Source organism: Leuconostoc sp. LN180020 (genome assembly GCF_014844115.1).
In the GTDB taxonomy this organism is placed as follows: Bacteria; Bacillota; Bacilli; order Lactobacillales; family Lactobacillaceae; genus Leuconostoc; species Leuconostoc citreum.
In genome coordinates, this window is the sequence record NZ_CP039736.1 from 1,382,931 (window position 1) to 1,403,143 (window position 20,213).

General features: G+C 38.2%; 18 protein-coding genes and 1 riboswitch. Of the genes, 15 read left to right on the forward strand and 3 right to left on the reverse strand.

Going from position 1 to position 20,213, the window contains the following annotated elements:
• Nucleotides 1-12: 12 nt before the first annotated feature.
• Nucleotides 13-306: a thiamine-binding protein gene (locus FAZ25_RS07130; RefSeq protein ID WP_222591210.1), complete on the reverse strand. Its 294-nt coding sequence runs from the start codon at nucleotides 304-306 to the stop codon at nucleotides 13-15.
• A 129-nt stretch (nucleotides 307-435) separates the two neighbouring features.
• Nucleotides 436-527: riboswitch (TPP riboswitch) on the reverse strand.
• Between the two features lie 166 nt (nucleotides 528-693).
• Between FAZ25_RS07130 and FAZ25_RS07135 the strand changes: the two genes are divergently transcribed.
• From FAZ25_RS07135 to FAZ25_RS07145, 3 genes are all read left to right on the forward strand, one after another.
• Nucleotides 694-1,626: a DMT family transporter gene (locus FAZ25_RS07135; protein ID WP_192269282.1), complete on the forward strand. Its 933-nt coding sequence runs from the start codon at nucleotides 694-696 to the stop codon at nucleotides 1,624-1,626.
• A 124-nt stretch (nucleotides 1,627-1,750) separates the two neighbouring features.
• Complete coding sequence (locus tag FAZ25_RS07140; RefSeq protein ID WP_040190267.1) at nucleotides 1,751-3,208, forward strand: 6-phospho-beta-glucosidase; 1,458 nt, start codon at nucleotides 1,751-1,753, stop codon at nucleotides 3,206-3,208.
• Between the two features lie 78 nt (nucleotides 3,209-3,286).
• Complete coding sequence (locus FAZ25_RS07145) at nucleotides 3,287-4,615, forward strand: PTS sugar transporter subunit IIC (RefSeq protein ID WP_176606026.1); 1,329 nt, start codon at nucleotides 3,287-3,289, stop codon at nucleotides 4,613-4,615.
• Nucleotides 4,616-4,655: 40 nt separating this feature from the next.
• On the opposite strand, the gene FAZ25_RS07150 is transcribed toward FAZ25_RS07145, so the two are convergent.
• A complete protein-coding gene (locus FAZ25_RS07150) occupies nucleotides 4,656-5,396 on the reverse strand; it encodes a hypothetical protein (protein ID WP_004905197.1) in 741 nt (246 codons plus the stop codon).
• A gap of 262 nt (nucleotides 5,397-5,658) precedes the next feature.
• Here FAZ25_RS07150 and FAZ25_RS07155 point away from each other — a divergent pair, with 262 nt between their 5' ends.
• The 11 genes from FAZ25_RS07155 to FAZ25_RS07205 all read left to right on the forward strand — a co-directional run bounded on the left by FAZ25_RS07155 (nucleotide 5,659) and on the right by FAZ25_RS07205 (nucleotide 18,308).
• The gene (locus FAZ25_RS07155; protein ID WP_040176943.1) at nucleotides 5,659-6,939 is read left to right on the forward strand and encodes a polysaccharide lyase family 1 protein; all 1,281 of its coding nucleotides are present in this window, start codon (nucleotides 5,659-5,661) and stop codon (nucleotides 6,937-6,939) included.
• Between the two features lie 116 nt (nucleotides 6,940-7,055).
• Nucleotides 7,056-8,252 (forward strand): cyclopropane-fatty-acyl-phospholipid synthase family protein, encoded by a 1,197-nt coding sequence (locus FAZ25_RS07160; protein WP_192269285.1) that lies wholly within the window; start codon nucleotides 7,056-7,058, stop codon nucleotides 8,250-8,252.
• Nucleotides 8,253-8,508: 256 nt separating this feature from the next.
• Complete coding sequence (gndA, locus tag FAZ25_RS07165; protein ID WP_192269288.1) at nucleotides 8,509-9,936, forward strand: NADP-dependent phosphogluconate dehydrogenase; 1,428 nt, start codon at nucleotides 8,509-8,511, stop codon at nucleotides 9,934-9,936.
• Between the two features lie 277 nt (nucleotides 9,937-10,213).
• Nucleotides 10,214-11,899 (forward strand): D-lactate dehydrogenase, encoded by a 1,686-nt coding sequence (gene dld / locus FAZ25_RS07170; protein WP_004908686.1) that lies wholly within the window; start codon nucleotides 10,214-10,216, stop codon nucleotides 11,897-11,899.
• Nucleotides 11,900-12,025: 126 nt separating this feature from the next.
• The gene (locus FAZ25_RS07175) at nucleotides 12,026-12,877 is read left to right on the forward strand and encodes an NAD(P)H-binding protein (RefSeq protein WP_192269291.1); all 852 of its coding nucleotides are present in this window, start codon (nucleotides 12,026-12,028) and stop codon (nucleotides 12,875-12,877) included.
• Nucleotides 12,878-12,944: 67 nt separating this feature from the next.
• The gene (locus tag FAZ25_RS07180) at nucleotides 12,945-13,376 is read left to right on the forward strand and encodes an Rrf2 family transcriptional regulator (protein WP_004905190.1); all 432 of its coding nucleotides are present in this window, start codon (nucleotides 12,945-12,947) and stop codon (nucleotides 13,374-13,376) included.
• 118 nt (nucleotides 13,377-13,494) lie between these two features.
• Nucleotides 13,495-14,019, forward strand: coding sequence for a TetR/AcrR family transcriptional regulator (locus FAZ25_RS07185; protein WP_192269294.1), 525 nt, complete (start codon nucleotides 13,495-13,497; stop codon nucleotides 14,017-14,019).
• A gap of 3 nt (nucleotides 14,020-14,022) precedes the next feature.
• Nucleotides 14,023-15,084 (forward strand): FtsX-like permease family protein, encoded by a 1,062-nt coding sequence (locus FAZ25_RS07190; protein ID WP_192269297.1) that lies wholly within the window; start codon nucleotides 14,023-14,025, stop codon nucleotides 15,082-15,084.
• A 4-nt stretch (nucleotides 15,085-15,088) separates the two neighbouring features.
• Nucleotides 15,089-15,763 carry an ABC transporter ATP-binding protein gene (locus FAZ25_RS07195; RefSeq protein ID WP_004905186.1) on the forward strand — a complete coding sequence of 225 codons (675 nt, stop codon included), beginning with the start codon at nucleotides 15,089-15,091 and terminating at the stop codon, nucleotides 15,761-15,763.
• A 175-nt stretch (nucleotides 15,764-15,938) separates the two neighbouring features.
• Complete coding sequence (locus tag FAZ25_RS07200; RefSeq protein ID WP_004902763.1) at nucleotides 15,939-16,511, forward strand: MarR family winged helix-turn-helix transcriptional regulator; 573 nt, start codon at nucleotides 15,939-15,941, stop codon at nucleotides 16,509-16,511.
• A 45-nt stretch (nucleotides 16,512-16,556) separates the two neighbouring features.
• Nucleotides 16,557-18,308 carry an ABC transporter ATP-binding protein gene (locus tag FAZ25_RS07205; protein WP_004908667.1) on the forward strand — a complete coding sequence of 584 codons (1,752 nt, stop codon included), beginning with the start codon at nucleotides 16,557-16,559 and terminating at the stop codon, nucleotides 18,306-18,308.
• Nucleotides 18,309-18,346: 38 nt separating this feature from the next.
• Here FAZ25_RS07205 and FAZ25_RS07210 read toward each other — a convergent pair whose 3' ends face one another.
• Nucleotides 18,347-19,051, reverse strand: a complete 705-nt coding sequence (locus tag FAZ25_RS07210) for a M15 family metallopeptidase (RefSeq protein ID WP_192269300.1) — start codon at nucleotides 19,049-19,051, stop codon at nucleotides 18,347-18,349.
• A gap of 195 nt (nucleotides 19,052-19,246) precedes the next feature.
• Here FAZ25_RS07210 and rfbA point away from each other — a divergent pair, with 195 nt between their 5' ends.
• Nucleotides 19,247-20,140 (forward strand): glucose-1-phosphate thymidylyltransferase RfbA, encoded by an 894-nt coding sequence (gene rfbA / locus FAZ25_RS07215; protein WP_192269302.1) that lies wholly within the window; start codon nucleotides 19,247-19,249, stop codon nucleotides 20,138-20,140.
• The last annotated feature ends 73 nt before the right edge of the window (nucleotides 20,141-20,213 follow it).

The following is a 20,213-nucleotide window of genomic DNA, read 5'->3' on the forward strand; positions in this document are numbered from 1 at the left end:
TATTAATGTTTGTTAGCGATACTTATCTGTTTTTTCAGCAATTGTTAATACATTGCCATGTGGTGACATATTAATTTTACTGTAAATCATAACAGGAATATCGGTTATTTCTGCCGCAACAAGTGGTAAGGCCTTTAAAATAGTCATCAGTTGGTCATAATCGCCTTCAAGTGTGGTTTCGAAAGCGCCAACCTGATAAGCAATGCGTGTGTCATTAATATAATCAATAACGTGATCGACTATACGGATGACATCGGATTTATCGGATGTCATCGGTAATACTTGAACAGCTATGCTAGCGTTAATTTGTACCATCATACTTCTCCTTGGGTTCTATGCATTGAAATGGTGCAATAGAACATGTTAAATGAAGTCCTCCCATAAGCGACATTGAAATCCCACATCAAAATATTGAAGCATGATGACACAAAATTATTGATTGCTTCGTAATCTTCCTACGCTAGAATGAACTAGATCAGGTTATATGGGTATATCTCTCAGCCAATAAGGCACCCCAGATTACACGTTAATTGCGTTGTCTGTACTTCGACATCTTATCATAAGATATGATAATGGACAATGAGATATGATTACTACTTGGCTGTGGATTTACTTTATCGTATAAGGCGCGTATACTGACTACTTATAAATTAACTTTATAGTAGTCATGAGAATATTTGGGAGTAGTAGGTTATGTTGTATTTTATTGGGTTATTTGCAGGTTTTTTATTAGCTAATCAAAGTCCTATCAACGCAAAACTGGGTTTTGTTTTAAAATCACCTTTGCGTTCTAGCTTACTTTCTTTTACAGTGGGAACATTTTTTTTGATACTTATTTATTTTGTTAGTGGACAACAACAAGTTAACCTGATAAATGTGGCCTCCAATAATCCATGGTGGATATGGTTTGGTGGCTTATTGGGCGTTATCTTTTTAACGTCAAATATTTTAATGTTTCCGAAATTAGGTGCCATTCAAACCATTATCTTGCCGATTATTGGTCAGGTTATCATGGGTGTAGTGATCGATACTTTTGGCTTGTTTAATATGCCGATTGGGACACTGACGGTAACTAAGGTTATTGGTATTCTCTTGTTACTAGGAGGTATTTATGTGGCTGTTGTTCTTGCTAATCGTTTTGAGGTGAAACGTGAGAAAAAGCAATTGGATGCTGATACTAATATAAATATCTGGCGTATGTGGGCCATTCTGGTTGGTGCATTTTCTGCCATACAACAAGCGATTAATGGGCGATTAGGCTATTTATTACACTCAGTAGTGGGTAGTGCTGTGATTTCTTTCTTTTCTGGGACAGTGGTCATTTTAATTGTTGTATTATTGAAAGAAAGGCGTTTATGGCCAAAAACAGTGCGAATAACTAAACAACCAGTGTGGTTATTTACAGGTGGGATTTTAGGTGCCTTATTTGTTTTTTCAACCGCTTTTCTTGTACCAAAATTGGGCGCTGGCATGACAGTTACGCTCAGTTTAAGTGGCTCAATCATTGGGTCGATAGTTGTCGCTCAGTTCGGCTGGTGGCAATCGTTAAAACAAAATGTTACACGTGTACAAATTATTGGCATTGCCTTAATGGTTGCTAGCATTGCATTGATTAAATTTGGTTAGTATCATGGGTTAACAACACGGGAATAGATTGACATATAAATAACTGACATGATAATATATAGGTATAAATGTAAGCGCTTACAAGAAAACATTCCTAGTAGTTATTGTAGAAAAGAGGTTTATTTTGAAAACTTTAAGTCACGATTTTCTGTGGGGTGGAGCTATCGCAGCACACCAGGCAGAAGGTGCATGGAATGTGGATGGCAAAGGTGTGTCAATTGCTGATGTTCTTACAGCAGGTGATGTGTCACATCCACGAGAAATAACAGATGGTGTGATAGCAGGAAAAAACTATCCAAATCATCATGGCATTTATTTTCATGATACTTATAAGCAAGATTTGCAATTAATGGCAGAGATGGGGTTTAAGGCTTTTAGAACTTCCATCGCTTGGACACGTATTTTCCCTAACGGAGATGACGCTGAGCCTAACGAGGCAGGCCTTGCTTTTTATGATGAGATGTTCGACGCCATGCGACGGCTAAACATTGAACCGGTAATTACACTTAATCACTTTGAAATGCCATATCATCTAGTTACAAAATATGGTGGCTGGCGTGATCGTCGTGTTATTGATTTTTTTGTCCGTTATGCTGAGGTCGTTTTTAATCGTTATAAAGATAAAGTTACTTATTGGATGACGCATAACGAAATTTCTAATCAAACGGCTATGAAACATGAGGCTAGCGGTTTTCTATTGTGGACTAATTCGGGTATTGATGGCAAAGAGATGTCAGTTGATGAACGTATTGAAGCCATGTCACAAGCAGCACATTATGAGCTAGTTGCTTCGGCCAAGGCTGTGGCGCTTGGGCATCAGATTAATCCAGCATTTAAAATTGGTGGTATGGTTAACGTTGCACCATTTTATCCAGTATCTCCCAAACCAGCAGATATGTTAGCTTATCAAAAAGCACGTCAGTTTAGAGACTGGCTCAGTGATGTTCATGTCCGTGGCAAGTACCCAAACGAACTTGAAGCCTATTACGAAAAAACTGGTTATCGTCCAGATATCACAGCCGAAGACCGTGACGTGTTACAGGCAGGAACAGTTGATTATCTTGCCGTGTCTTACTATGCAAGCAGTACGGTTGAAACAACAACTGATGAGCCTAAAGTCGGTTATACCGACTATGAAGATGTTACTAATCCTTATATTAAGACATCAGACTGGGGATGGGGATTAGACCCTGAAGGCTTACGCTATACATTAAACGAACTAAGCGAGATGTATCCAGATACACCAATTATGATTGTTGAAAACGGCTTAGGTGCCTACGATAAGATTGAAGATGGTGAACAAATCCACGATGATTATCGAATCAGCTATTTATCAGCACACATTCAAGCCATGATGACAGCTGTAGAAATCGATGGTGTCAATGTAATAGGTTATCTTAGTTGGGGCCCAATTGATATTGTTTCTGCCGGCACAGGTGAAATGAAGAAGCGATACGGTTATATCTACGTCGACCTAGATGATGAGGGGGAAGGATCGGGCAATCGTATTAAAAAGGACTCTTTTTATTGGTATCGAAAAGTAATTGAAACAAACGGTCAGGTATTAAAACAACAAGCATGATAAAACATCTGTTGTTGTGATGCGATAATTATCGTATTACAACCGATACAAAAGGTATAGGTAATAATTATGGCTAATATCTCAAAAGTATTAAATGATAAAGTTATTCCGATAATAATGAAATTTGTTAATACGCGTGCGATTACTGCGATGAAAAATGGGATGTTGTATCCCATACCATTCATTATTGTTGGTGCCATTTTCTTGATTTTAGGTCAGTTCCCTTACAAGCCAATCGCTAGCTATTTTACTAGCGTTGGTTTAGATAGTATTTTTATGCAGGCATATAATGGTTCATTTGCCATCATGGCTTTGTTTGCAGTCTTTGGCATTGCTTATTCATGGGTACACGATTCTGGTTATGATGGTGTACCAGCGGGTTTGCTTGCCATTGTTGTTGATGTTATCCTACAGCCCAATACAATCAATACAGTGACTAATGCCATTCATCCCGACAAAACATCTACCGCATGGTTGGCTAACAACGCCATTGACAAGGCTTGGCTCGGTGGAAAAGGTATGATTGTTGCCATTATTGCGGGTATGATTGTTGGTTGGATTTATACTTGGTTTATGAAGAAAGGCATTACGATCAAATTACCAGAACAAGTCCCAAGTAATGTCGCAGCTTCGTTTACTGCATTGGTTCCAGCCGCAGCGATTATAACAGGTGCAACAGTTGTGTATGCCATCTTCTCAAAGGCTTGGCACACAACCTTTGCAGAGTGGATTTATTCGGTTATTCAAACACCACTGCAGCATGCTTCAGATGGCCCGGCTGGTGTGTTTATTATCACTGTGATTCCAGTCTTTCTTTGGTTCTTTGGTGTCCATGGTTCAATTATTGTTTCCGGCATTATGCAGCCGTTGTTACTCGCTAATAACGCAGATAATTTAGCATTGTATCGCGCAGGTAAATTATCGTTGGCCAACGGGGCGCATATTGTCACACAATCATTCTTCGAACAGTTTATTACGGTTACTGGTGCCGGAGTGACGGTCGGTTTACTGGTATTCATGTTGGTGGGCGCTAAATCCGTGCAGATGAAGACTTTGTCTAAGCTCGAATTAGGCCCGGCTATGTTCAATATTAATGAGCCAATTTTGTTTGGTATTCCAATTGTCTTGAATCCAGTCATGATCTTACCCTTCATTTTATCACCAGTTATTACCGGTTTCGGTACGTATTACGCCATTAAATTTGGTGTCATTCCACCCTTAAATGGTGCTTATGTTCCATGGACAACGCCGCCAATCATCTCTGGATTTATTGTAGGTGGTTGGAAAGTGATGTTGTGGCAAGCGTTAATGCTATGTGTCACCGTTGGTGTCTACTGGCCATTTGCAAAGAAATACGACAAGATTTTAGTAGAACAAGAAAAGGCAACAGCGACGACAGCAAAATAAAAAAAGGTCACTCGCAAAGAGTGACCTTTTTATAATTAAGTTACGACTGCGGATTATTTTTTAAATTCTGCGCTAATACTTTTGCCAGACGATACCCCAACGGCTTGAATGTGGCATATGTTAAACCGCCAGAAATTATGCCACCGATAATTGGGACAGCTTTGGTAACTGTTTTTTCAATGTGTGCTGTCGTGATTTTATGACCAATACGACTACCAACTTTTTTAACCAACGGATGACGTGTTGACATTACAGCTGCTTGGATAGCTACTCTTTTACCAATCGACTCACCAGATTTCTTTGATAGCGTAGCAATCATAGAAGCAGCACCCGCAGTGCCAAACATGACACCAAGATAAATAATCAGCTTAACTTTGTCTTCTTCTGGCAAGGTATCTGTGTTGCTACCAAAAAGTTCATCTTCACCAAAGATGTAGGCAATTTGTTGGGCCATATTAATGGCAAAGGCAAAATACTGTACAACATCGGCACCACCGACAGCTGCCATAATTATTGGGTTGGCTGGTAAGCCGGCAGCAAAGGAAGCCATTGATGTTTTTGTTGTACTTTTGTTAATGATGTCGTGCGCTTTTTCTTCTAAAACTGAGACAGGATAGACGGCCTGTGGGCCGTGCTTTAAAATAATATTTAAGTCAGGGGAATCAGAAAACTGTTTTTTTAGAAATGCTTTGCGATTAACACGAATGACTGGTAATTTAGCAATTAAACCAATGGTGTGCAAAGTGAGATTGTAAAATCTATCTGGTTTTGTTTCAACCATTACAATAGTGCTCCTTAATAAAGATAGGTTATTATTTTATTTAATTATAGCGTGAAGAACTGTGTGATTGTTAGAAAAAGACTTACGCTGCTATTCATGGTAATAATCGTCTGATGTAAAAAATATTACAGTAAAAAGAAGTTTATAAAACAATCGTTTAATCAGCTTTGTTTTGTTGTACAATATAGGCGTCTTACCGATTATTTATGATATATTTTACCGATCTAGATGGACTATTGTGATAGTTGACAGGAGAAAAAACATGTTCAGTAAGAAAAATTATAAGTTATTGCCAGCGAGTATCGTGATGGGATTGCTGGTGTCGAGTTTTGTGGTATTACAGGAAGTACATGCAGATATAACAAGTCTTGGTCGCCAGTCCGCAACACAGGTAGGCGGATTTGGTCGCAACGCAGTTGGCGGGAGTCAAGCTGATGCGACACATATTTACACCGTCAATAGCCGTCAAACTTTGTTAAAGGCCTTGGGTCAATCGACGAATGATGTGCCCAAAATCATATACCTTTCAGGTACTATTGACATGACGAAAGATAGTCAAGGGCGCACATTGACGGAAGATGACTATGCTCAAGGAACAGGCTATCACTTGGAAAGTTATTTAACAGCTTACAACCCTAGCACATGGGGTAAAAAGAAAGTTAGCGGCCAGCAAGAGATAAATCGTCTTGCCGCTCAAAGAAAACAAGCCGAGCAAATTGAAGTTAAAGTACCGGCCAACACAACAATTATCGGGTTGCCAGGGGCGTCATTTGTGGGTGGCAATTTAATTTTGCAAAAAAACAACATTATTGTGCGGAATATTACTTTTGAAACACCGTATGATGATTTTCCGCAGTGGGATCCGACTGATGAGCGCACTGGCAACTGGAATTCACAATATGATGCTATATCAGTTCAAGGGGCTAGCAATGTCTGGTTAGATCATAACACTTTTGATGATGGACGCTACCGCGATAGTCAAAATGGTACGTACTTTGGGCGTGAGTATCAACACCACGATGGTATGACTGATATCACAAATGGTGCTGATAACATTACGATATCAGATAGTGTTTATCGAAATCATGATAAGACTATGTTAATAGGTAATAGTGACAGTAAAACAAGTGATACCGGTAAATTACACGTTACCTTAGTAAGAAATTTATTTCAAAATACGGTCCAGCGCACACCCCGTGTGCGCTTTGGTGATGTGCAGGTGATTAATAATTTCTATCAAAATGATGGCACGAGCACATATCAATTCAAATACGCTTGGGGTCTGGGCAAAAAGGCGCAAATTAACGCCAAAAATAATGTATTCGTCATTGCTAAAAAATCACCAGTGGCCATCATTAATAAGTTTAAAGGCACTCAATTATCAGATGACGGTACAATCTTTAATACAAAGTTTGTTTCGGCTGCGTCTATTAGCCATACATCACCAACTACGAGCACATTAGGCTGGTCAGGACCACTGATAGCATCAAAACAATTGCCAGAAAGCATTTTGCAAACTGCTGGTTCAGGTGTTTTAAAGTAGTGTTTTGATTAAAAAGAATTATTAATAAAAAATGTTTGTTCAACGTTAAACAAAAGAATGATTGACATTTGTGACATTTTTTTCTAAAATGCAATGTATAAGTAAAGGGGAAAAAGATGTTAGATAAAACAATCTACAAACAAATTTTTAAAGCTAGTTTTAACGCCCCAATCGACGTTGAATTCTGGGATGGCGAGCAGGTCAGCTATGGTGAAGGAGAACCAATTGCCAAAATTATTCTCCATGACGTTATTCCAATTAAAGATATTATGGCCCATGCTTCACTAACCTTTGGTGAGGCTTATATGGACGGTAAAATCGACATTCAAGGTGACCTACAAAAGTTGGTCACTACTATCTATCAGTCTAAAGATAGCTTTATGAATAATTCGAAGTTTTCGAAATTTATTCCAAAGCATGCACACACGGAAAAAGTAAGTAAGCAGGATGTTCAGAGTCATTATGATATTGGTAATGATTTTTATGAGATGTGGCTAGATCCCACATTAACATACTCATGCGCGTATTTTGCTAGTGAAGAAGATTCATTAGAAGCGGCACAATGGAATAAAGTTCGTCATATCTTGAATAAATTGCACGCGCAAGAAGGTGAAACGCTTTTGGATATTGGTTGTGGTTGGGGCACGCTTATTTTCACAGCGGCCAAAGAATATCACTTAGAGGCAACTGGTGTCACTCTTAGCCAAGAACAATATGATTACGTTTCTCAAAAGATTATTGATGAAGGTTTAGAAGGTCGAGTACACGTTTACTTGAAAGACTATCGTGAATTAACAGAGACATATGATCATGTTACGTCTGTTGGCATGTTCGAACATGTTGGTAAAGAAAATCTTGCAACTTATTTTGAACAAGTGAATGCACGTCTTGTTGACAATGGAACGGCTCTAATTCATGGTATCACTGGACAACATGATGGTGCAGGAGTTGATGCCTGGATCAACAAATATATTTTCCCCGGTGGTTATATTCCTAATATTGCCGAAAATGTTAATCACATTATGCAGGCTAGCTTGCAAATCGATGATATCGAGCCATTGCGACGTCATTACCAACGTACTTTGGAAATGTGGACTAAAAACTTTCATGACGTTGAAGAGTCTGTTATTGCCAAATATGGTGAACGATTCTACCGAATGTGGGACTTGTACTTACAAGCATGTGCTTCATCCTTTGAATCAGGGAATATTGACGTTGTACAGTACCTATTAACCAAGGGTGCTTCTGCAACAAACTTACCAATGACACGTGCATACATTTATCAAGCAGATGTTGCGCATGGTGTTAAATAAACAAACTATATAAAAACACCTATCTCATAATTACTTATGAGATAGGTGTTTTTATATAGTTTTTAGTAAATCTCAGATGTTATAAATGATTTGACTTAACGCGATAATTGGTTTATATTGAAAGCGGTTACACAATGTCTTGTGCATTATTAGATAAAGAAAGGTAGGCAATTATAATGACATAGCATTAGTTGTGTTGCTGCAGTATTTACATCGATTTAAATCAGATAATGATAGTATACGAAAAGAGGCAAAAATGGTTGAAGCAGATTTTGGTGTTGTTGGTTTAGCAGTAATGGGTAGAAATTTAGCGTTAAATGTTGAATCGCGAGGATATCGTGTGGCTGTGTATAATCGTTCTCGTGAACGAACAGATGACCTCGTTAAAAAACATGCCGATAAAAAGTTTGTGCCCAGTTACACTGTGGCATCGTTCGTGAAAGCAATTAAGGCACCTCGACGCATTTTATTGATGGTAAAAGCTGGTAAAGGAACTGATGCTGTGATTAACGAGCTGTTACCACACCTTGAAAAAGGGGACACACTTATTGATGGTGGGAACACTTTCTTTGAAGATACAATTAGACGATCAGATACACTGGCAGCTTCGGGCATCAACTTTATTGGTATGGGTGTTTCAGGTGGCGAACTGGGGGCATTACAAGGCCCTTCATTGATGCCTGGTGGTCAACGCGATGCTTACGACTTAGTTGAGCCAATTTTGAAGCAAATTGCTGCCAAGGCTCCTGAAGATGGGGTGCCAACAGTAACATATGTTGGACCGAATGGAGCTGGACACTATGTGAAGATGGTACACAATGGCATTGAATATGGTGACATGCAACTAATTGCTGAATCGTACGATATTCTAAAGCGTGTGCTCAAATTAGATCAGCAACAACTCGCAACCACTTTTTCAGAGTGGAATACGGGTGAGCTTGATTCTTATCTTGTCGAGATTACGGCTGATATTTTGACCAGAAAAGACGATCAAGGCTCAGATAAGCCAATTGTTGATATGATTTTAGATCGAGCCGGTAACAAGGGAACTGGTAAATGGTCATCCCAGTCGGCATTAGAGGTAGGTGCACCACAATCACTGATTACTGAATCAGTTTACGCACGCTATTTATCAGCTATGAAGGCCGATCGTGTAGCAGCCTCTGAAGTCCTTTCAGGACCAGAATTTTCATTTACAGGGGATGAAAAGGCAGCAATAGAAGATGTCCGCAAAGCACTGTACTTTGGAAAAATTATGTCTTATGCGCAAGGATTTGACCAATTGAGAATGGCATCTGAACACTATGATTGGCATTTGCCATTTGGCGAACTAGCACAGTTATGGCGAGCAGGAGCTATAATTCGAGCACAATTCTTGCAGCGTATTACTGATGCATTTACTAAAAATACGGGGCTGCATAACTTGCTATTGGATCCATACTTCAAAGATATTGCGCAAGATTACCAGGCAGCAACCCGTCGAGTGGTTGCATTAGCTGTACAGGCTGGTATCCCAACACCATCTTTGTCCGCAGCGATTGCATATTATGATTCATATCGTTCAGCAGTTTTGCCAGCTAATTTAATCCAAGCACAACGTGATTATTTTGGCGCACATACGTATGAACGTACAGACAAACCTGCTGGTGAAATGTATCATTATGGCTGGTATGATGAGGCCTGAAAATATAAAATAAACAAGACGGCAGCAATGCTGTCTTTTATTATGCCGGTGTTCAATCATTTATATGATCAATCAATAACAATTTTTTGTATTAATTATCACAATGCGATTCAATTTAAATCCGTACTAAAAAGAGTGTAATTGATAATTATTATTCTATTCACGTATGAATCTATGATTTTGATAAAATAAATTCTGTTTTTATAATCCTAAAGTGGCATAATAGAATTTATAAGGTGTCTTTAGGGCACTTTCAAATTTTTGGGGGTAATATATTATGTCTACTGTTGAAGAGCTAACAGACATTGTTGGAAAAGGTCACATTATCACGTCGCCTGCAAAGTCATTGCGTTACCGTAAAGGCTACCGTAGTGGTCAAGGTTCAGCATTAGCTGTTGTACTACCAGGTAATTTGATGGAATTGTGGCAAGTATTAAAAGTCTTGCACGATAACAACACAATTATTATTATGCAAGCTTCGAACACTAGTTTGACTGAAGGATCAATTCCTGCACCAGGATATGACCGTGATTGTGTTGTTGTCAATGGGACAAGAATTAAGGGTGTACAACTTATTAATGGTGGGGACGAAGTATTGGCCTTTCCAGGCACAACGTTGTTTAAATTGGAGAACGCATTAAAGCCGATTAATCGTGAACCCCACTCAGTTATTGGGTCGTCAAATCTAGGTGCCTCAGTTATTGGTGGTATTAACAATAATTCGGGTGGTGCGCTAATCCAACGTGGTCCAGCTTACACTGAGTTATCCCTTTATGCTCAGATCGACGAAAATGACGAGCTTCATTTAGTGAACCATTTGGGAATTGAATTAGGCAAGACACCTGAAGAAATGATTTACAATATCGAACATCGTAATTTTGATATTGACAATGTCCCTGCTGATAACAAGCGCGTTGGACATAATCGTAATTATGAAGCGCGTGTACGTGATGTATCATCTCATACACCTACACGGTATAATGCAGATCCTAATGAACTTTACGAAGTGTCTGGTGCATCAGGGAAACTGGCAGCGTTTGCCGTGCGACTAGATACTTTCCCAAAAGATGGTGACTCACAAGTATTTTACATTGGAACCAACGATCCTGGCGTATTAGAAAAGTTACGGCGTCATATATTATCAGAGTTTAAAAATTTACCAGTGTCTGGTGAGTATATGCATAAAGATGCATATCAACTAGCAAAAAAATATGGTAAAGACTCTCTGATTGTTATTGATGCGTTGGGTACAAATACATTACCTTATTTGTTTGGTATGAAAGCCACAACCGAGCGAATATTGAGTCATATTCCAACATTTAAGCCATACTTCCCAGATCGCGTGTTACAACATATGGGTCAACTATTCCCCAATCAACTGCCAAAGCGTATGGAAGAATACAGTCAAAAGTATGATCACTATTTGCAGTTAAAGATGACGGGTTCAGGAATTGAAGAGGCGCGACGCTTTTTGAAGCCATTCTTTGCTGAAGAAGCAGGTGATTACTTTGAAGCAACACCAAAAGAGGCAGATAGAATAGCGACGCACCGCTATGTTACCGCAGGTGTGGCCATTCGATATGAAGAAGTTTTCCAAAAGCAGCATATCCAGATTCTACCGTTAGATATTGCTTTACCACGTAATGAATTTGATTGGTTTGAACATTTGCCTAAGGAAATTGAAGATAAAATTGAACACAAAATTTATTATGGTCATTTTCTTGATCATGTTATGCATCAAGACTATATTCTCAAAAAAGGTGTCGATGCACATGAGCTAAAACAAGAAATGCTAAAATTGTTAGACAAACGTGGTGCTATTTATCCAGCCGAACATAATGTTGGACACTTATACCATGCAGCTTCGACTTTGGTAGCACATTACAAGCGCAACGACCCTACAAATAGTTTCAACCCAGGTATCGGTATGACATCAATGTCTAAATACTGGGGAAATTATTGATAAAAAACAAAGACTTAGTATTCTAAGTCTTTGTTTTTTTATTTCACATGTTGTCTTACAAACAACATGATGTTATACTACTTGTATTAAATAAAACAACACGTTTTGAAAAAGGAAGGTTTTGTCATGAAATATGCAATTACTGCAGCAACTGGTCGTTTTGGACAAGCGGCTTTCAATCAATTAAAGCAATTAGTGCCAATTAAAGATATTGTGATTGTGGCTCGAAATAAGGAAAAAGCGCAAGCAATGTTTGGTAACGTCACAGTACGCCAAGCTGATTATGATAATGTTGATGCTTTGAAACAAGCCTTTAATGGGGTCAATCGGGTGCTATTTATTTCTTCACAACCAGGTGGGCAAGTACCACGGTTGACGCAACATTTGAACGTTGTGGAAGCATTGTCAGCCAATCAAGTGCAGTTGACAGTTTATACGAGTTTCCCAAAAGCTGAAACAGCGATTAGTGCATTGGCTCACGATCACCGTGAAACAGAAAAAGCATTAACGCAATCAGGACTTAATGCTGTGTTTGCTAGAAATAACTGGTATCTTGAAAATGAGCAAGGCTTCTTGTCAAGTGGGGCAACAAATCAGGTTGCTACTTTCTGGGCTAGTGGACGTGCAGGTTGGGCACTTGAACGAGAATATGCAGAAGCAGCTGCTAAGCTCTTAGTTGCTGAAACCCATAAATCTATTTATGAATTTGCTGGACCAATTAATGACTATCAGGCACTTGGTAGTGCTTTGATTGCAGCAACTGGTAAGAAAATTGATATTTTAGCACAGACACGAACAGAATACATTGAGGCATTGGAACATACTGGTTTGAACCATGATATGGCCAGTCTATTTGCTTCTTTCCAAGCACCAATCGAAGAAGGATCATTAGATTATGGTACAACAGATTTGATAGACGTTCTGGGACATAATTTAGTACCATTACCCGAGGCTATTAACGACATATTGAAGGCATAATTTGCTGTTTGATTTATGATATAATAATGCCCGTGGTGTCGTAATTTATAAAATAGGGAGCTGACTAATGCGTTTTTCATATAAATTAAGTGATGCAATCCATATTTTGACATACATTGACATCTTTCAGGGGAATGATTTATCAAGTCAAGCTATTGCAGCCAGTATAGGCTCCAATGCCAGTGTTGTAAGAAACTTAATGCGTGATTTGCGTGTCGCGGGATTACTTGTGACGAAACAAGGTGCTGCTGCACCAATATTAGCTAAATCACCTGAAGATATTAGTCTCTATGATGTTTATATTGCGATTAATATGGTTCATACTTTACTGCATATTGATCCTAAAACAAATCCGAATTGTTTGGTGGGAAGTCGTATTCAGGATACATTAAATAATTTTTATACAGAAGTTGAAGTAGCAGCGTACGAAAAAATGCGACATATATCATTGGCAGATGTGACGCAACATATTTTGAACGCAAATGAGATATCTGAATAGTAAAAAACGCGCGTGTGGCAATGTCTGACACGCGCGTTTTTTGTTGACTTTTTTGGTCTAATATGACACAATGTCAATATATTGACATTGTGTCATATTAATTTGTAAGGAGTAAACTATGAAAAGTGGATTACTAAATTTAAGTACTCGAAAACAGGAAAGGATTAAGCAGGCCTTACTATCAGAATTTTCTAACGTGTCATTATTAGAAGCAAAAGTAGCCAACATCGTCATGTTGGCAGAGATATCTCGAGGTTCTTTTTATACTTATTTTGAGGATATTTATGATGCTTACCAGTGGCTTGCAAGTATTGTATTTAAAAATATCCATCAAAGCCTAGAACAAACGCAAGACAGTTTATCTGCGGCTGAAAACTTCATTTTAGAAGCTAAAGATAGTCCTTACTATAATTTTTTGTGCCAATATTATACTGTTAACGATGCTGTGATGAACAGTCAAAAAAAACCCAGTAGTGGTTATTTTGACGATTTGAGTCAGCTTAAAGATGACAATGAGATTAGCGATTGGTTGATTGCTCAAGCGATACATCGTTTAATAAGAAGCTATTTTATGTATCCGGAAAGATCAGCCGACATTATACAGTCGTTTCAAGCCTTGAAGGCTTGGCAAAAAAGGAGTTGAGCAATGTTTTTAGCCATTAATGAAATGTTAAAAGAAAAGGTGAGATACACGTTAGTCATTGCAGTGATTACATTGATTAGCTTTTTAATTTTTATTTTGAGTGCCTTAGCATTGGGCTTGTCAAATGAAAATACTGCTGCGGTTAATTCGTGGCATACGCAAAGTGTTGCTTTGAATAAAGATGCGGATGGTAATTTGAGCCAATCTTTGATGACTCAAAGTATGGTAACTAACTTAAAGAAACAATCTCATGCTGAAACTGTGGGTATCGCGCCAGCGATTATAAAATATAAACAAAACCATCGTGACGCTGCAACTTATATTGGCTTGGATAAAAGTAAAACTATTTATCAAACGCTCAAAATTGTTTCAGGTCATCAGCCAACAAATCAAGATGAGGTATTAGTATCTGACAAGCTAAAAAATAAAGGCCTATCGCTTGGCGATAACATCACGATTGGCATGCTACCAAAAAAATTAGTTGTTGTGGGTTTTGTTAAACAAGCAACTTATAATATGGCTCCGATTGTCTATGGCTCTTTGAGTAACTGGTCCGGTGTTAAAGGTGTGTCGTCACATTATGCAGCAAGTGGCGTGATTAGTCAAAAAAATATCGCAATTGAGGATAAAGAGAATGTCTCGGTTTTAACAAGACAACAATTATTTAATAAGATGCCTGGGTATACGGCGCAAAATAGTACCTTTTTGTTTATGATTTCATTTTTAATAATTATATCAATTGTTGTGGTTGCTATTTTCCTGTATATTTTAACAATTCAAAAGATGCCTAACTTGGCAGTATTAAGGACGCAAGGTATACCTAGTCGTTATTTGATCGTCAATACGCTTAGTGAAACGACAATCATCATGACGATTGCAGTTAGCCTGGGACTCGTTTTATGTGCTATCAGTAGTTGGTTGCTACCGGTTGCTGTACCGATGTATTTTGACCTGTATCTCATTATTTCTGTAGCATTTGGCCTAATCATTACCGGTATCATTGCCGCATTAATCCCAATTCGACTTATTATGAAGATTGAACCCAAACAAGGGATAGGAGGATAACAAGATGGCTAGTTTGAAGCTGGTTGACGTTACTAAAGTATTTGGCGAGGGAACTAATGAAGTTGTAGCGCTTAATCGTGTTAATTTTGAATCTCGTCAAGGAGAATTAACCCTGATACTTGGACCATCAGGCTCTGGCAAAAGTACATTATTGACCATTATCGGGGGATTACAGTCACCAACCTCGGGTGAAGTTTATGTAAACGGTCAGTTAGTAGATGTTAAAGACGTCAAAAGTTCTGATTTTTTTCGGTTGAATCAAGTTGGTTTTGTTCTACAGTCTCACAGTTTGGTCCCCTTTTTAACTGTGAAAAAGCAATTTGAATTAGCTGATCGTGTTAAAAAACAAAATAATTTGCAAACCGAACAATTTCATCATTACCTGCAAATTTTAGGGATTGACCAATTATTGGATAAATATCCAAATCAGTTATCAGGTGGTCAATCTCAACGCGTTGCTATCGCTAGAGCCATATATACTAATCCTGATTTTATTCTTGCAGACGAACCAACCGCAGCATTGGATAGTGATCGTGTTAAAAAGGTGGGCGAATTATTTAAACAAATTGCCACAGCAGAAGATAAAGCTGTTGTTATTGTGACGCATGATTTACGGTTAGAGCAATTCGCAGATCATGTTTATCATATTGAAGATGGCGCGATTATACAAACAAAGTAAGTAAAAGAACCTAGCCGAAGCGCTAGGTTCTTTTACTAATCAGTGAGCCTAAATATAAGTTAAAATGCAGTGTATTACGTATTATAATTAGTCAAAATATAAGTTGACAATATAGTGTCAATGCTTTACTATTTAGTTAGTTATATATATATTAAACTAAATAAAAGGAGAACCTATGACATTAGAGGACTATTTTAACGAAACACGAACGGTGATGGTACATCTTCTCTATTTGACCAATGCAAAGTCTTTGGATCACGATTTATCTGACAACCAAAGACGTACATTAGAAGTCTTACTCGAAAATGATGACTTGACTGCTGGGCGAATTACCGAAACACTTGATATTAAGCCATCAAGTACCACAGCAATTATTAAACAACTTACTAAATTACAGTATGTCACTAAACATAAAGATATGGCTGATTCACGTATTACGCGCATTAAATTAACAGATAACGGTAGATCGAAAGCAGTGGCATTACAGGAGCGCTTAGAATTAATTGATAGTATTTTTTTTAAGCCGTTATCTGCCAAAGAACGACAACAATTATTTGAATTGCTGCAAAAAATGGCTACGTATCTAAGTTCTGATACTTATCTAGATGCAATGCGGCAATTGGTCTCTGATGACCGGCAATCTCAACGTATGTTGGAACATTTACAAGATGTGAGCCGAGATCGACGTCATATCAATCATTTACGTCAACATATGAGCCATGATTACTGGCACCATCATAATGATTAAACAGATAGTAAAGGAGTAGCGGTATAATACCGTTAACATAAAATAATGGACGAACATGAAGTACATCGCGCAAAGGGACAGTTTAAGTTTGGTGAGTTCTTCTCACTAATTAATCAAGTTTCACCAAAATATTGGCTGATGAGCATCGGCGTATTGATCGGTTTGGTCGGCACGGCCATTAACTTAGTCGTGCCTAAAATTGCAGCTAATCTAATCAATACTTTTTCTAAAGGAATTGATTATCATTTATTATTAACTGTTATCATATTATTCATTTTGTCAAGCGCGCTTTCTGTTGTGGGTGGTGCGTTACTAGGCTTTTTCGGCCAAGATGTTGTATCAAAGTTGCGTCAGAAAATATGGGCCCAATTAATGACCCTACGCGTGAGTTATTTTGATGAGGTCAAAGCGGGTGAAATGTCTTCGAGACTCGTGAATGATTCCTCTCAAGTACAAGAACTATTAGCTTCAAAAATACCAAGTGCGCTATCTGCTATATTAACAGTTATCGGTGCAGTCTTTATGATGTTTACAATGGATTGGCATATGTCACTGGTTGTGGTTGCTTCGGTACCAGTGGCAGTGGTTTTATTGACACCCTTGATGCTATATGCGGGTCGGTTATCGCGTAAGCGGCAAGATGCTATCGCTGACTTTAATGGTAGTGCATCAGAAGTATTGGGAGAAATTCGCTTAGTAAAATCTTCTAATGCTGAAAAACAAGCAACGCAATCAACAAATGGTGTTATTGGTCGTTTATATCAAATCGGCTTACGTGAAACGGTTTACGATGCAGCTATGGGTCCTATTATGATGATGATTATGATGGGGATGGTATTTGGGTTGTTAGCATTTGGTATTTATCGTGTGTCTCATGGCGCTATGACTATTGGCACACTCACATCATTTTTGATGTACATCTTTAATTTGATTGGTGCAGTACCCATGTTAGGTACTGTATTTAGTGAAATGAGCAAAGCTGCAGGTGCAACGACACGAATTCGGGAAATTTTACGTGAACCGCAGGAAGACTTCACGGTTGGTGATTCAATAAATGTTGAAGGGCAAACACTTAGGGCATCACATGTAGACTTTGGGTATACGACAGAAGAAAATATTTTAACAGATGTCTCTTTTGAAGCGAAACCAAATACGGTAATTGCTTTTGCCGGCCCTTCTGGTGGCGGCAAGTCAACAATATTTAGTCTTGTCGAACGTTTTTATGAACCCACTTCAGGCATTATTAGCATAGGCGATAGGCCATTAAATCAAGTGAATCTTGCCAGTTGGCGTTCACAAATTGGTTTTGTTTCTCAAGATTCGGCTATTTTAGCGGGAACTATTCGTGATAATTTAACATTTGGTTTGTCTGGGGAATACTCTGATGAGCAGCTATGGCATGTCTTGTCATTAGCTTATGCTAAAACATTTGTGGCTGAAATGCCAGCGCAATTGGAAACCCAAGTAGGGGAGCGTGGTATTAAAGTTTCGGGTGGCCAGCGTCAGCGTTTAGCTATAGCACGTGCCTTTTTACGAGACCCTAAGATTTTAATGTTGGATGAGGCAACGGCTAGTTTAGATTCACAATCAGAAGCGATGGTGCAAAAAGCTTTGGAGAGCTTGATGGCTAATCGTACAACGTTAGTGATTGCACATCGCTTATCAACTATTGTCGGAGCGGATCAAATTTACTTCATTGAGCACGGTCGTGTGAGTGGCTTTGGTACACACCAAGAACTGATGTCAAATCATCCATTGTATCGTGAATATGTTCAGGGACAGGCTATTAATCAATAAAGAAACGGTAATCATTGTGATTACCGTTTCTTTATTGATTAAAAAGGTGAGTGCCAAGCAAACTGAGGAGAAGTACCGGTATACACAGCATAGGATTGACCTGATACCCATGCCCAATTTTGATTACCGTAGTCATAATGCCACCATTCTTCACTATAATTCGTAAAGCCATGTCGTGTCATAATGTCGTATAGTAGTTGTCGGTTTTTTCTTATAACATTTAATGGATCATTAAAATAAGTTGTTTGGGCACGAACACTTGCTTCATCAAAGGGCGTACCCATATTGAGCAAACGGCCAACAGAATCGATAATAGTCAAATCAACACTACCGCCTGTATTATGAGGAGACGGCTTCAACAAGTTAGTAGAGGGTAATGCAACAATTTTAAGCGTCAATTGTTGTAACTCATTAACAGTCATGTTTGGATTTTGTTGCCGATGTCGTTCGTAGAGTATATCAAATAAAGCCTGTTGTGTTTTTATATCACGCCAAGCATCATAAATTAAGAACTTATAGCCAGAAGGTAAATCATTACTTGCTGTAATTAATTTTTCATAAACTCCTTGTCTGAGATATAGTTCGGGTATGGCACCTGGTAATTTTTGCAAGAAGTATTGTGGACTAATCTGTATTTTTTCTGGGAAAAAATTAATTGGCACAAGATCTTCTTCAAGTGGTTTGATAGGTACATTTTTAACCGCTAACCAGTCCCATTCAGTTGTTTTTGTAAACGCTTTCATAATGTTATTTTATCATGTTTAAACATTTATTTCACTAGTTCTGCACCGTTTTTTCATCACACGTTACTTGCTGATATTTAAGGATAGAAAAGAGAGGGGATTGTGGTATAATGAACGAGTATGTACTAGTAATTTATTGTCAGATAATGTGTCAGTTACCAAATAATTATAAAGTTAATCAAAGGAGCTTTTATCATGAAAGGCATTATTTTAGCGGGTGGTTCAGGTACAAGGTTATACCCTATAACAAAGTCGACTTCTAAACAATTGGTCCCAATTTATGATAAACCTATGATTTATTATCCCATGTCTGTTCTAATGTTAGCAGGTATCAAAGATTTTTTGATTATTTCAACTCCAGAGTACACGAACCAATTTGAACAACTTTTTAATGATGGTAGTGACTTGGGCTTAAACATTCAATATAAAGTACAGCCTCAGCCGAACGGATTGGCAGAGGCATTTATACTTGGTGAAGAATTTATTGGGGATGACTCAGTTGCACTGATACTTGGTGATAATATTTTTTACGGGGCAAACTTATCAGAAATGCTACAAGCTGCTGCTGTCAAAAAAAATGGTGCAACAGTTTTCGGTTACCAAGTACGCGACCCAGAACGTTTTGGTGTAGTTGCATTTGATGAAAATCAGAAAGCAGTTTCTATTGTTGAAAAACCAGAACAACCAAAAAGTAATTATGCGGTAACAGGTCTTTATTTTTATGATAATGATGTCATTAATATTGCTAAGTCAATTTCACCTTCAGAACGTGGTGAACTAGAAATTTCAGATGTTAATCAAGCATATTTGGATCGTGGTGATCTTGATGTACAAGTCATGGGCCGGGGCTTTGCTTGGCTAGATACTGGTACACATGATTCTTTATTGGAAGCGTCGAGTTTTATTGCAACAATACAAAAACAGCAGAATTTAAAGGTTGCTGCTTTAGAAGAAATAGCATACCGCATGGGATATATTACATTAACGCAATTAGAAGCCTTAGCACAACCATTGAAAAAAAATGATTACGGCCAATATCTTTTGCGCTTAGTTGCTACTGAACGGCAACAATCACATAACGACTTATAAAACTATCGCATAGCGAACTACTTTACTAGTAACATGAGTGAAGTGGTTCGACTTTGGTTTATAGGTTACAGAA

Coding starts and splice junctions, on each gene's coding strand:
- FAZ25_RS07205 (WP_004908667.1), top strand. CDS start 16,557: ATGGACGAACATGAAGTACATCGCGCAAAGGGACAGTTTAAGTTTGGT.
- FAZ25_RS07155 (WP_040176943.1), top strand. CDS start 5,659: ATGTTCAGTAAGAAAAATTATAAGTTATTGCCAGCGAGTATCGTGATG.
- FAZ25_RS07180 (WP_004905190.1), top strand. CDS start 12,945: ATGCGTTTTTCATATAAATTAAGTGATGCAATCCATATTTTGACATAC.
- FAZ25_RS07210 (WP_192269300.1), bottom strand. CDS start 19,051: ATGAAAGCGTTTACAAAAACAACTGAATGGGACTGGTTAGCGGTTAAA.
- FAZ25_RS07185 (WP_192269294.1), top strand. CDS start 13,495: ATGAAAAGTGGATTACTAAATTTAAGTACTCGAAAACAGGAAAGGATT.
- dld (WP_004908686.1), top strand. CDS start 10,214: ATGTCTACTGTTGAAGAGCTAACAGACATTGTTGGAAAAGGTCACATT.
- rfbA (WP_192269302.1), top strand. CDS start 19,247: ATGAAAGGCATTATTTTAGCGGGTGGTTCAGGTACAAGGTTATACCCT.
- FAZ25_RS07150 (WP_004905197.1), bottom strand. CDS start 5,396: ATGGTTGAAACAAAACCAGATAGATTTTACAATCTCACTTTGCACACC.
- FAZ25_RS07190 (WP_192269297.1), top strand. CDS start 14,023: ATGTTTTTAGCCATTAATGAAATGTTAAAAGAAAAGGTGAGATACACG.
- FAZ25_RS07160 (WP_192269285.1), top strand. CDS start 7,056: ATGTTAGATAAAACAATCTACAAACAAATTTTTAAAGCTAGTTTTAAC.
- FAZ25_RS07200 (WP_004902763.1), top strand. CDS start 15,939: ATGACATTAGAGGACTATTTTAACGAAACACGAACGGTGATGGTACAT.
- FAZ25_RS07135 (WP_192269282.1), top strand. CDS start 694: ATGTTGTATTTTATTGGGTTATTTGCAGGTTTTTTATTAGCTAATCAA.
- gndA (WP_192269288.1), top strand. CDS start 8,509: ATGGTTGAAGCAGATTTTGGTGTTGTTGGTTTAGCAGTAATGGGTAGA.
- FAZ25_RS07195 (WP_004905186.1), top strand. CDS start 15,089: ATGGCTAGTTTGAAGCTGGTTGACGTTACTAAAGTATTTGGCGAGGGA.
- FAZ25_RS07175 (WP_192269291.1), top strand. CDS start 12,026: ATGAAATATGCAATTACTGCAGCAACTGGTCGTTTTGGACAAGCGGCT.